Source organism: Desulfovibrio sp. 3_1_syn3, from assembly GCF_000145315.2.
Lineage (GTDB): Bacteria > Desulfobacterota > Desulfovibrionia > Desulfovibrionales > Desulfovibrionaceae > Desulfovibrio > Desulfovibrio fairfieldensis.
The window spans coordinates 1,256,514-1,268,327 of sequence record NZ_ADDR02000001.1 but is presented as its reverse complement, the minus strand read 5'-3'; the positions used below and the strand labels follow the sequence as shown (position 1 = coordinate 1,268,327).

General features: G+C 63.3%; 8 protein-coding genes. 1 reads left to right on the top strand and 7 read right to left on the bottom strand.

All coding sequences use genetic code 11. The features are described 5' to 3' along the window. Nucleotides 1-160: 160 nt before the first annotated feature. A complete protein-coding gene (locus HMPREF0326_RS05310) occupies nucleotides 161-727 on the bottom strand; it encodes a hypothetical protein (protein ID WP_020990281.1) in 567 nt (188 codons plus the stop codon). A 225-nt stretch (nucleotides 728-952) separates the two neighbouring features. On the opposite strand from HMPREF0326_RS05310, the gene HMPREF0326_RS05305 reads away from it, so the two are divergent. Then, nucleotides 953-1,504 carry a helix-turn-helix domain-containing protein gene (locus HMPREF0326_RS05305; protein WP_008683455.1) on the top strand — a complete coding sequence of 184 codons (552 nt, stop codon included), beginning with the start codon at nucleotides 953-955 and terminating at the stop codon, nucleotides 1,502-1,504. A gap of 303 nt (nucleotides 1,505-1,807) precedes the next feature. On the opposite strand, the gene HMPREF0326_RS05300 is transcribed toward HMPREF0326_RS05305, so the two are convergent. The 6 genes from HMPREF0326_RS05300 to HMPREF0326_RS05275 form a co-directional block, all read right to left on the bottom strand. Next, on the bottom strand, nucleotides 1,808-2,308 hold the full coding sequence (locus HMPREF0326_RS05300) for a hypothetical protein (protein ID WP_008683454.1): 501 nt from the start codon (nucleotides 2,306-2,308) through the stop codon (nucleotides 1,808-1,810). Beyond that, entirely contained in the window at nucleotides 2,305-3,294 is a 990-nt protein-coding gene (locus tag HMPREF0326_RS05295) for a 4Fe-4S dicluster domain-containing protein (RefSeq protein ID WP_008683453.1), read from the bottom strand. The genes HMPREF0326_RS05300 and HMPREF0326_RS05295 overlap by 4 nt, the downstream gene beginning before the upstream one ends. A 314-nt stretch (nucleotides 3,295-3,608) precedes the next feature. After that, nucleotides 3,609-5,033 (bottom strand): oligosaccharide flippase family protein, encoded by a 1,425-nt coding sequence (locus HMPREF0326_RS05290; protein ID WP_008683452.1) that lies wholly within the window; start codon nucleotides 5,031-5,033, stop codon nucleotides 3,609-3,611. Between the two features lie 9 nt (nucleotides 5,034-5,042). Continuing rightward, a complete protein-coding gene (locus HMPREF0326_RS05285; protein ID WP_020990280.1) occupies nucleotides 5,043-6,041 on the bottom strand; it encodes an HlyD family secretion protein in 999 nt (332 codons plus the stop codon). Next, a complete protein-coding gene (locus tag HMPREF0326_RS05280; protein WP_008683449.1) occupies nucleotides 6,041-7,507 on the bottom strand; it encodes a TolC family protein in 1,467 nt (488 codons plus the stop codon). The genes HMPREF0326_RS05285 and HMPREF0326_RS05280 overlap by 1 nt, the downstream gene beginning before the upstream one ends. 50 nt (nucleotides 7,508-7,557) lie before the next feature. Beyond that, complete coding sequence (locus HMPREF0326_RS05275) at nucleotides 7,558-11,502, bottom strand: acyltransferase domain-containing protein (protein ID WP_020990279.1); 3,945 nt, start codon at nucleotides 11,500-11,502, stop codon at nucleotides 7,558-7,560. Between the last annotated feature and the right edge of the window lie 312 nt (nucleotides 11,503-11,814).

Here is an 11,814-nt window from a genome sequence, read left to right as displayed (position 1 = left end):
CGCTCTGCCGCCCCGTGACCGTCCGCCGGAACAGCTTTAAGAATAAAAATGCTCTTCTCCGCGACCGCCGCCTGTCGTCGCGGGCAACCACGGAACTCGGCCTCTGCCCATACCACCCGCCACCACTATGGCCGGGCAAGCGAGGCAGTTTCGGGTAAAGTCATTTTGCTGTTATTCCCAACCTGATTGCATGCGGGCGCATGCCTTCAATGCAAAGAGTAAAAATTTCAGCCCGTTCCATTCCGAGCATGGCAGCGCCCTTGTTGATGGTTTCCCTGTTTACGGTCGCCGCGAAACTTCTATCCTTGAATTTTTTGGTCACACTGGAAGCCTGAAGATCGCTTATGCCCGTGGGACGCATTTTCGCGGTCGCGCCCACCAGGGCGGATGCGGCATCAACCACATACAGGGACTTTTCCATCTCCGTCAGAGGCTCCACATCGGAACATACCCCCCAGCCGTGGGCCAGAATCGCTCTGATGCTTTCTTCATCCACACCGGCCTCGCGCAGGGGCGCTTCCGTATGCCGCAGATGCTCTTCAGGATATTGCTGATAGTCATAATCGTGCAGAAAGCCGACCGCTTCCCAGTGCTCGGCCTCGGCCCCGAAGTGCCGGGCCATGGCGCCCATGGCCGCGCTGACGGCCAGGGCGTGTTGCAAAAGCTGCGGGTGTGTGGTTGTTTTTTGTAAAAGTTCCCGGGCCGTTTCCATGGTTAAGCGGTTCATACCTTCTCTCCTAATGTCTGATTGCAAAAATTCCGAGCATAGCTACGCTCTCTATTACAGCCGACTCGCGGCGGCTACGCTACCACATAACTCCGCGGGTTTTGTGTATCCGGCTTTTCAAATTAGATACCGGAGGCTTCGACAAGAAAGGCGTTGTTGTATGTCGCCAACTGTTTATTATAATTTATATTTTGTCAATTTTAATTTATAAATGGAATAAAAAAAATGGAAGTCAGTGTAATCATTGCTGAAAATTTGCAGCGAATCTGTACCGAGCGCGGCCTCAGCCTGCGGCAGTTGGCGAAGCTCTCCGACGTCAACCCCACCACGCTTTCGCAACTGGCCAAAGGAGACGGGAACCCCACCATCAATGTCCTGCTCAAGATCACGACGGCGTTAAAAATTCCCTATACCGGACTCATCGAAGAGCAGAAAAAAGAAGTGACCATTGTTCGCAAAAATGAACGCGTCCCCCTGATCGGTGAAAACCCCACCTACCAGATTTTCAACTACTTTCCCTATTCGGCGCAAAGGAACTTTGAATTTTTCTACGTAACTCTTGATCCCCACTCGAAAAGCGAATCCTCAGGGCACACGGCGAAAGCGCAGGAATATATTTTTATGATCAGCGGCACACTCTGCCTGACTGTGGACGGGAAAACACTTATTGCGGAAGCGCAGGACGCGCTGTGTTTTGAGTCTTCATCAACCCACAGCTATGAAAATAAAACCGACACGGCAATTCAATTTATTGTTGTCAATTATTATCCGGCATAGTTGATGGCAGCGCGGGGACAGGACGACGACATTGTGCTCGCGAAAAAAGCGCACCCGAAACAATTCCGGAGTGCGCCTGAACGCCGCGCGGCATGAGGCCGCTACCCGCCCCCTGCCCCTCTCAGAGCAATTCACTTTTGAAATAAATGAATTACCCTGGCGTCGCGTAAACGGACGCCAGCGCCCAAGAGCAAGGAAGCGACCGGGGCGGCGTAGAGTTTGAAATGTGCAAATGGGCAACATTTCAAGCGCAAAATGCTGTAATTATCCGTTTCAGCAGACACAGAAACGCTACGGCGCGTTTTAATCCGTCGCCGGGAGCCCGCGCGATTTACGCCTGCGCGCGGCCGGCAACAGCCTGACCCAGCGACCGCGCCCCAGAAGACGTAGGCAGCCATGGACAAAGAGAAGCAGGGGCAGGGCCAGGGCGCAGAACAAATGACCGAGTTTGATGACGGCGTAGGTCGCGCCGTATACGGAGAATCCCGGCAGATTGTGCAGGATCAGCAGCAGGCCGGTAACGGCCAGAACCAGCAGCAGGGCCACCCGCAGGCCGCCCCAGGGGGTCAGCGCGTAGTCCCGCCGTCCAACTACGCACCAGACCACCGCCGCGTACGTGCCCAGCAGAAGCAGGGCTGCCGCCGACCAGTAATGCGCCACTGTGGGCGAGGCACGCCAAGTGTTGATCAGCCCGTAGCGGAAAGCAAAGGGCAGATGGGCCAGACCGCTCACAATGGCGGCCAGCATGCAGGCCGCCCAGAGCAGCTTGAAAAAGGCCGAGAACAGACGAGGATCTTCTTTCACGGCCGCCGCCTTTTCTGCTTTTCCCGCCAGATGCGCAGCCAGGCCAAGGCCGCTCCGGCCAGCGGGGCCAGCAGCACCGTGCCCAGCAGGCGGTTTTCCTTGTCCATGCTGGCTCCGGCCGGACGCAGGCTGGGACGGCCGTAACCGATCTGATCCTCGCGCAACAGCTCCGCTTCCATGTCGCGAAAGGCCAGCGAGGAGACATAGAGAGTATTGGTGCCCCCGTTTTCATTGAGGCCGAAAATATCGCCCTTGCGCTCCTCCGCCATGACCCGGGCCGCGCGCACCATATCCTTGCGCGGCCCTATGCGCTGGGCCTGGCGCGGACAGGCCGCGATGCAGACGGGCGGTTTTCCCTCTGCCAGCAGATCCTGGCAGTAATCGCATTTGAACATCTGACCGTTGCCCGCATAACGCGGCGCAAAGCTGAGATACGGCCCCACGCCGGATTGCCGCCGAGGGATCATCCAGGGGCAGGCGCGGTCGCACTGTCCGTCGCCCATGCAACTGCCGTGGTCGATATATACCGCGCCGCTGGCGCGTTGCCGGGCCGCTCCCGTGGAGCAGAGATTGGCGCAGGGCGGATTGGTGCAATGCATGCAGCGACGGGGCAGAAAAACCTTGCGCGCCCCGGCCTCGGTCTGCACCGTGCAGGATTGGAGATAAAGCCAGTTGTACGGCGTAAGCCGGTCAGTGACGTCGCGCTTGCCGGACCAGTCCTGAATGCGTATCCAGCTTGGATAGGGCTGAGGCGGCTGCCGGACCGGCAGGGGCACGCCCTCCAGATTACGATCCCGGCAGGCCCGCACGCAGGCTCCGCAACCGTCGCAGGCGTCCACGTCAATGAGCGTGGTCAGAGGCTCACCGGTAAGATTCCCGGCTTTGGCCGCAACGGGAGCCAGCGCGGACGGCAACGTTCCGCCCAGCAGCAGGCCCGCTGCGCCCTGAAGAAAACGGCGGCGCTGAAAAAAACGATTTTTCCCCACAATCCCTCATTCCTTACGCCCGGCGGTGCCCTCGGCGGCAACCTCGAACATAAAAAGCAATTTATCCCTGAGCGGCTCACCGCGTCAACTGAACGGAGTCAGGCACAGGGGCATTCCGTTCTCCGCTCGTTGTTTTATTCTGCCCTGCGGGCACGGGAGCTTTACGCCTCCCGGCGTTTAGGCCGCCTCCGGCGCGGGCAGGGCTCGAAATTCCTCATCCGTATGACAAGCCCATGGAACAATTACCCTTGAAAGGTAATACCCTATAAATACAGAATAATTCTGCCTACAAGCGCGGAAAGGAATGGCCCTGTTCAGGCAACCGTCAGCGGCGCGGCCTCGTCCTTTTCAAAGGGCGGCGGCGGCCGCCAGAACCAGAACAGGGCCAGCAGCGGCACAAGACCGGCCAGTTCGGCCAGCTCTCGCGGCAAAGCCAGCCCCACGCCCCACCACAGCGCAACGCTGGCGGCAGCGGCACCCAGCATCAGGGCCCACTGGCCCAGAGTCATGGGCTTGGCCGCCCACTGGAAGAAACTGACGGTCAGGATAGCCACCCAAACCTTGGTAATGGTCAGGGAAAGGGCGGCGCCCTCCAGAGGCATGGCCGGGATCATCGTAAAGCAGCAGACAATATTGAGCACCAGACCGCTGAGGTAAAAACCCAGCAGGAGTTTGTGCCGGCGCATGCCGATCATGGCGTATGCCGCCAGATTATGCAGGAAAGCCGTTGCCAGGCACGGCGTGAGCAGGCGCTGGGCCGTCACCGCGCTGGCGTAGTTCGGACCGTAAATCAGGGGCAGGAAGCGGTCGCTCTCCACGCAGATCAGAAAAATCACCGGCAACGAAGCCGCCCAGAGCGTGCGCGCGGTCTGCCCGGCCAGACGCCGGAAAGCCTCGCGATCCTGCTGCCAGGACTTGGCCAGCAGCGGAAAGATCACTTTGCCCAGCAGTGCGCTGGAGACCAGCACGGAAAGGCCTTCCACGGTTTCCCAGGCTACGCCGTAGCCGCCCACATCCGCGTCGCCGCCGTATTGTTTGAGGAAGATCACGTTGATCTTGTTGTAAAACATGGCGCAGGCCGCCATGCAGGTAAAGATCAGCCCGCTCTTCATTTGCCGTGCCAGATCCAGCATGCCGCTCGTGCCCACCCCGGCCAGGGGGTTGCGGCCCAGGGCGCTCAGGGCCAGGGCGATGCAAAGCAGGGATTCCAGGGGCTTGTAAAGAGCTATGAGGATGGGCGGCGCGTGCAGCAACACGCAGGCAATGCCGTAGCCGATGCCGATGAGGGCCGACGGCACGCGGATGCGCATTTCCACATCCTGCCTTCCACGGGCCTGGCAGAGCGCGAAAAAGGAATCACTGAGCGCGTCCAGCCCCAGTCCGGCGGCGATGCAGAACACGATCAGACGTAATTCCGGCGTGTAGTGCTGCCAGCCGGTGATCAGCCAGGTGACGCCCAAAGCGGCCAGCAGCACGACCATTTTGAGCCAGCTCACCTCGCCCAGCAAGGCCCGGGGCCGCCCTTCGCGCCGGGCGAACGTGGAAAGCAGAAAATCGTTGAGCCCCACGTCGGCCACGGTTTTGACCAGATAGCCGTAGGTCAGGGCCAGAACGATCTGGCCCATGATGTCCGGACTGCGGCGCGCCAGCAGAATGGTGAAAATGGTCCAGGAAAGATCGCGCGTCCACTGCGCGCCCAGAATATAGCCGAGCCGTCGGGGAATGCTTTTCAGCTTCATGGAGGCGGCTTACCTGCCGCCGCTGAAGCGCACCACGGCCTTGAAGCCGGGCTTCAATTCAAGGTCAGGGTTGGGCACGGTCAGCTCCACCGTGTAATAGGAAGGGCTGCCCACGCTCATATCGTTGGAGACCCAGGAAATCTCATTGACCGTGCCCGTGAATTTCCGGTTGCCCAGGGACGGGATTTCCACTTCGGCGGTGTCGCCTTCCTTGATGCCGCTCACTTCGGCCTCATAGACCGGCACCTGGATCAGCACGGGATTGAGCTGCCCCACGCGAATGGGCATGGTACCGGCGGCCAGCACCGTGCCGGGATTGAGCGTGGAGTCCAGGGAAAGCACATAGCCCTTGATGGGCGAGGTCAGCACCAGAGTGACGGGCAGTTGTTCGCCCTCCTTGATGGGCACGCCGTAATAACCTTCCAGCTCCCTGAGGCGGGAAGCGAAGTTGCTTTCGGTCTTCTGGATGGTGGTGCGCAACAGCTCGATGCGGCGCTTGAGGGAGTCCACATCGTCCTCCAGCCGGGTCAGAGCCTGGCGGGAACCCAGGCCGGAGGCTACCAGCTGGCGGGCCTTGTTGCGCTGGGCCGTGGTCTCGGCCAGCTGCCGCTCAAAGTCCAGCACCTGGCCCTTGAGATTCTCAGTAGCCGCGCCGATGGTCACTTCGCGCTGCAAAATCCGTTCAGCTTCTTCCTGCAGATGGTAGCGCAGGAGCGGCGAGCCTTTTTCCACGGCGTCGCCGGACTTGACCAGCACTTCGTCCACTACCGCGTTAAAGGGGATGGGCACGGCGCGGGTTACGGTGGTGACCACCTTGCCGGTCAGGATGGTCGTGGACGCAGCGGATTCGGCGGCCAGGGCCGGGCCGGAGGCGACCGGCCAGAGGGCAGCCCAGAGCAGCGCGGCCAACGCGGCCAGTGCGGCACAGAAAATCCGGGACACACGGGTCGGGCGGCCCGGGCAATACGCGCGCTGAAGAAAACACGAAGGGGAAATAGGGGACGGCATCACATGAACTCCTTGGCGGGCAGGCCCAGGAAACGCTCTTGCAGCAGATTGGCGACGTACATCCATTCCAGATTGGCCAGCTTATATTCCAGCTCCGCCTCAATATAAGCGATGCGGGCGTTGGTCATGGCCTCCTGGCGCTCGGCCACCACGGGCAGCTGTTCCGTGCCTTCGTTGAAGGAAATGCGGGCTTCCTTGTACTGCAGCTCGGCTGTGCCGAAACGGGTCTTGGCCAACTTGAGCTGGGTTTCGGCCAGGGCCACGCGCTGCTCGGCCTGCAGCCAGGTATTGGAATAATCCGTGCGTTTGCGGGCCATTTCGTGGAAGGCCTGGGCCTTCTGCATGCGGGCGGTCTGCACGCCGCGATAGCGGCGGCCCCAGTCCAGCAGGGGGAAGTCAAAAGTCAGGTGCAGGAAGGTGTCTTCCTGGCCGCTGACCGGCTGGTACTGTCCGGCCGGGGGACTGTTGTTGATCTGAATGGACATGTCCGGGATATACTGGGCCCAGGCCACCATGATATTGTAGTCGCCCAGCTTGACCTGGGCGCGCAGCAGCAGATCGTCCTCGGTGGCGGGCCAGCGCTCTTCCCACTTCAGCCCGTGCCCGTCAAAACCGGCCAGAATCCCGTCGGCGCTTCCGGTATCCACGTTCAGGCGCTGCTGCGGTTCCACCCCGGCCAGGATCTTGAGCTGGGTGCGCTGCATGATCTCTTCCATCGTGGTCTTTTCGACGGTCAGCTCCAGTTCGCGCTGGTGCTGGGTCGCCAGGTTGAGCGACACGCCCTGGCGTCCTTCCACGGACTCCACCTGCTGCCAGTAGGAGATCAGCTCCTTGCCCACAGGCAGGAGTTCCTTCTGGGCGGCCACGATGTTGCGCTGGGCCTGAAGCTTCAGATAAGCCTGGGCGATTTTGTAAATGGCTTCCCCGATGGCCTTGCGGTGCGTGGAAATGGCCAGATTGACCATGATCTTCTGCACCTGATGCTCGAAATAGGTGGCCACGGGATTGGGAAACGCGGCGTAAAAGCCCACCCGCAACTTGGTCCGCCCGTAATCGCCGGGCGTATCCTTGCTGTCCATGTTCAGCCGGGTCAGGTTGTTGGAGACCTGCAGCGTCATGCGCGGCTCGGGCAGATACTTCCAGACCGCGTCGGTGAGGGCCACGCGTTTGATTTCCAGGTTCACGGCGCTGTTGACCAGCAGGGGAGACTGCTGGATGGTCAGGAAGACGCAGTCCTCAAAGCCGAAAGTTTTACCCGCGTCGTACAGGTTGGGCACGGCGGCTTCCAGCTTGGTCTTGTTTTCCACGGGTACGCCCGGCGCTTCCTCCAGCCAGTGCCTGGCCGGCAGTTCCGGCGACTTGAGTCCGGCCTTGTTGGAAGCACAGGCCGGAAAAAACAGGGTCAGGGCCATGAGCAGCGGCAGGAAAACGCGCGCTGACGGCGTGGGTAATGCGAAATGCGGCATCGGTGATTGACCCTTTGCGGGCTTGCGCCGGAAAACGGCGCCGCGCCATGTCAAGGTTGCGCAACGACGGCGGACGGCGGCTCCTGTTCAAGAGACGCCGTTTCCAGCCGGTCAAATTCCAGATGATGGAGGGTCAGCAATACGCGCTCCCGCGCATCGGAAATCTGAGCGTCAAAGCGCTGCAATCTGCCGTCAGCCCAGGAACGCCGCAATTGCAGACGCCAAGGCCCCTTTGCCCCGCGCTCGCCGCCGAAACGGATGAAACCAGCCGAATTGAGCCGCCAGCGGCACAATTCGGCGGCCATGCCGACACCATCCGCGCGCACCGGGCCGTCCCCTTGCCGGGCCAGGGCCAGCGACGCGGCCTGCACGATCCCCTCCACCATATACAGGCAATCAGTATAGCCCCAATTCCCTTCGGGAGCAATGGGCTCTTCCGGTGTGGGCAAAGCGGCCCGGTACATATTTTCGGGCAGAACCGCAAAGCCGGACAGCAAACGCCAGGGAGCGTCCAGCCCCAGCGCATCGTAAAATACGGCCAATTCCTCCCGCCCCTCGCCGTCCACCGGCTTTCCATCGACGCCGTCAGCACCGGCGGCGGGCCAGAGCGGGGGTACTTCGGCGGGAGCGGCGGCCAGCAGCACCATGCCTTCAGCCACCGGCGCGTACTGCTCCGTATGGCGGCCGTTGTCCGTCAGTTGGCGGACAACGAGGTCCGCGCGGCACATACGGGTCATGACCCGGTCATGCATCAACCAGGGCCGGGCCTCCACAGTGAGACGGCATTCGCGGGTAATGCCGGTCGGCAGCGGGGGCGGCTCATGAAAGCGCACGTCGGACAGGCCGGTGACCGCCAACCAGGGCAGGAACAGGCGGGAACCTTCCAGCAGGGCCTGAAGGGCGCGGCTGGCCGGCAGCCAGGGCGCGGACGCCTGTACGGCATTGGAGCCCCGCCCGCCGTGGGCGGAAAGCGCCGGATCCGCGAAACGGGAAAACTGGCAGGCCCCCTGGAACAGGGTGGACGTGGGCCGGAGCGGCGGCCGCGGATCGGGAAAAACCAGCGGGAAAAACTCCGGCCTTTCCAGCAGGGGCAGGGCGCGCGGCGCGCAGTCCGGGCGCAGGGCATTTTCCCGGCCCCAGATCACCCTTTCACAGTCCCCGCGCAACAGCTCGCGGGCCAGCATGTCACCCAGTTCATTGAGACCGGCCCGCCGGCCGTCATCCAGCAGCTCAACGGCGCGGCAGGCAAAGCCCCCCTCGCGGGCCAGGGCGCTCAGGCGGCCGGACAGGCGCGCGGACGAGGGCCCGGCGGCAAAGGCCCGCTCCACGGCGGCGGGCGTCAGGGGCACGCGATTGAAGCAGCAGGCGTAACGCAGCCCGTGCGCCAGCGCCGGGCGCAGGCAATCCTCCAGCAGGGCCGGAGCGGCGGCGTTGTCCTCGGGCGCGGGCACGAAAAATACGCCGTCCACCCGCCCTTCCTCGGCGGCAAGTCGGCGGAAGGCCGTGCGCAGGCTTTCGGCGTCCGGCCTTGCGGCACAGGTAACGTCCAGCGGCGTCAGACGCGCGCCCGCCTTGGCCAGGGGCGCGCAGACGTCCAGCAGGTCCAGGGGCGGCGCCAGCGTGCAGCCCAACGGCGCAAGGCCGCTCAACAACTGCGGCAGCAGGTCCCGGTCAAAAAAACAAAGCGCCACCACATCGCCGCGCCGCAACGGCAGTCCCTGGCCGCAGGGGTCCAGGGGCAGAGGGGAAGGACACGGCTTTACGGGCGATGAGGCATTACCGCCGTCCGCGTACGGCGGGCGGGGCGCAAAGCGGCAGAGGGGCGCAAGAGCGCGGTTCCGGGCATATTCAGGCGCGGGCTTATGTTCCGGACCGGGCGAGGACTCCCCGCTCTTCCGTTCCGCGCCGGTCTTTGCGCCGGTCAGGGCGCGGGCCAGATCCCCAATGGTCGCCACCTGCAAGAGGTCCTCAAAATTGACGCTCAGGCCCAGGCGCTGTTCGGCCTCCTGGAGGATCAGGGGAAAACGGCTCGAACGCAGGGCCAGATCGTAGCGCAGGTCCATTTCGGGCCGCAGTTCCTCCACAGGCCTGCCGCTGGCCTTCGCCAGCACTTCCAGCACAATGCCCATCTGGCCGGAAGTGACGCCGGACGCGGCGCGCGCCGGGGCGGCCGTGCCCGAAGCCGCCGGAACTTTGCCCGGCGCGGGACCTTCCCGCGCCGCTACGCTTCGCCCGCCCAGGGCCGCGACTCCGGCGCGGATGGCCGCGCGCGGCAGATGGCCCAAAGCATACAACCGGGCGCAGGCCTGGCGCAGGCCCTCGGTTTCCCTGCCCTTTCGCCCGGCGGAAAAACACAGGGCGCGCGGCTCGATATCCCCCACCAGACCGCAGAGAGTATCCTGCGGCCCCAGTTCCAGAAAATGGCGGATGCCGTCCCGCTCCCACATGGCGCGCACGCCTTCCACCCAGCGCACGGAATTTTCGTCCAGATCCGTGATGTAGCGGCAGATGTCCGGCTGCTCCCGGGGGTAAAAGCCGGTGGTGATGTCGCTGAGCATAGGCAGGCGCGGCGCGTGCATTTCAAGAGCGTTCAGCCGCCGCTGGGAAAGATCGCGCAGCACGCGCATGCTTGGATGATGAAACGCCAGGCTGACATTGAGCATGATGGCCGGGATGCGCCGCTTGCGCATATGCTTGCGGGCTTCCAGCAGGACCTCGCGCGGCCCGCTCAGAATGAACTGCCGGGGGGTATTGTAGTTGGAAACATAGAGCGCGGGCCAGGTTTTGCGTGCTTCCTCAATGACTTCAGCGTCGGCGTGCACGGCCATCATGCCGGTTTCGCGCGTGGCCTTTGCCTCCAGCTCGGCCATGTGCACGGCGCGGGTGTCCAGGATGTACCAGGCAACCTCCGGCTCATAAATGCCCGCGAAGCAGAGCGCGATAAGTTCGCCCAGGCTGTGGCCGCACATCAGGGCCGGAGCGAGCCCCAGCGAGACGAACTGGCTCCACTGGGCGTATTCCAGCAGAAAAAGGTAAGGGATCTGCCAGCGGGTAAGGCTGATCTTTTCCACATCCGTCTCGTCCATGAGCCCGAGCACATCCCAGTCGGCCACCGCCGCGATGCGCTCCATGGCCGCCCTGGCCGCCGGAAAATTGTCGTACAGTTCGCGCCCCATGCCCGGCCAAACCGCGCCCAGGCCGCAGCACATGACCGCCAGCGGCGGCGCCGGCATGGCCGGGGCGAGCCACAGGCCGCGCGTCTCCAGGGCGCTGACGGCCCCGGCGTCCGGGCTTGCGCCCAGGCTCAGAAGCTCCTGCCGCCAGAGCGGATTGATTCCGGCCAGCCGCCAGTCCAGACCGTTCTGGCGCAGATCCACATAGCGCACGCCGTCCAACACCAGCTCATCCGGCTCCCTGGTCTCCCGCGCGGCATTGCCGCCGAAGGCGCCGACGACTCCGGCCAGGGCCGGGGCGCGGTCCGGGGAACTCACGGATGGTCCGGATGCCGAGGCTGACGCCTCATCCTCGGGCGGCAACCGGCGCAGGAGCAACGGCTCACAGATCCAGCCGCCGCCGACACCCGCTTCGTTCCCTTGCGGGCGGCAGAACACAAGAGCCAGCCGGGCATGCGTGTTTTCCGCCAGAAAACGGTCCGCCTCTTCCAGCAGTTCCGGGCTGAAATCCGTTGTCAGCAGGCGCGGCGCGCCGATAAGAGCCGAACCCGCCGCATCCCCGGCGAGAGCCTCTTGCAGGGCGCGGGAAAAAACAACAGCGTCCGTGGAAAAAGACCGGGAAGGAGCAATGCCGACCCAGAGGGCGGTGGGCGCGCCGCGCGCCGCGCCCAGGCGCAGCAGGCTCAGGCAAGGCGCGGCCAGGACAAGCGCGGCATCCGTCTCCGGACCGCCGACAGGCAGAAGGACGCGCCGGAAGGTTTCCAGCGCGAGCGACGCGGAAGGCGCGGCAAGGGAGGCGGTTATGGCATCGTCGTTGTGCATGGCGGCCTTTGAAGCGCCGCCGCAAAAGCGCGCGGAACATCCGGCGTGGTCTTGCGGAGCGGGCGAAAAATGCTAGGGCATATCCAGGCTGTTGTCCAGCCTGTGCCGCATTCCGACACGGCCGGGGGCCCCGGTCCGCCCGCGTCATGAACGCCGGCCCTCTCCGAAACCCGCCGGGCGGGCCGATATTTACTGCCGCTTTCAGCGCATTACGGGCTTGCCTTGCGTTTCGGCTTCAGCTATACTGAATCGTTACAAAGATGTGCCGAATCAGCGGCACTCCATCACGCCGGTCCCATATCCGGCAAATTC

Bases quoted from the DNA above. Each gene is read 5' to 3' on its own strand.
- HMPREF0326_RS05310 (WP_020990281.1), bottom strand. From the start codon at position 727: ATGAACCGCTTAACCATGGAAACGGCCCGGGAACTTTTACAAAAAACA.
- HMPREF0326_RS05305 (WP_008683455.1), top strand. From the start codon at position 953: ATGGAAGTCAGTGTAATCATTGCTGAAAATTTGCAGCGAATCTGTACC.
- HMPREF0326_RS05290 (WP_008683452.1), bottom strand. From the start codon at position 5,033: ATGAAGCTGAAAAGCATTCCCCGACGGCTCGGCTATATTCTGGGCGCG.
- HMPREF0326_RS05285 (WP_020990280.1), bottom strand. From the start codon at position 6,041: ATGCCGTCCCCTATTTCCCCTTCGTGTTTTCTTCAGCGCGCGTATTGC.
- HMPREF0326_RS05280 (WP_008683449.1), bottom strand. From the start codon at position 7,507: ATGCCGCATTTCGCATTACCCACGCCGTCAGCGCGCGTTTTCCTGCCG.
- HMPREF0326_RS05275 (WP_020990279.1), bottom strand. From the start codon at position 11,502: ATGCACAACGACGATGCCATAACCGCCTCCCTTGCCGCGCCTTCCGCG.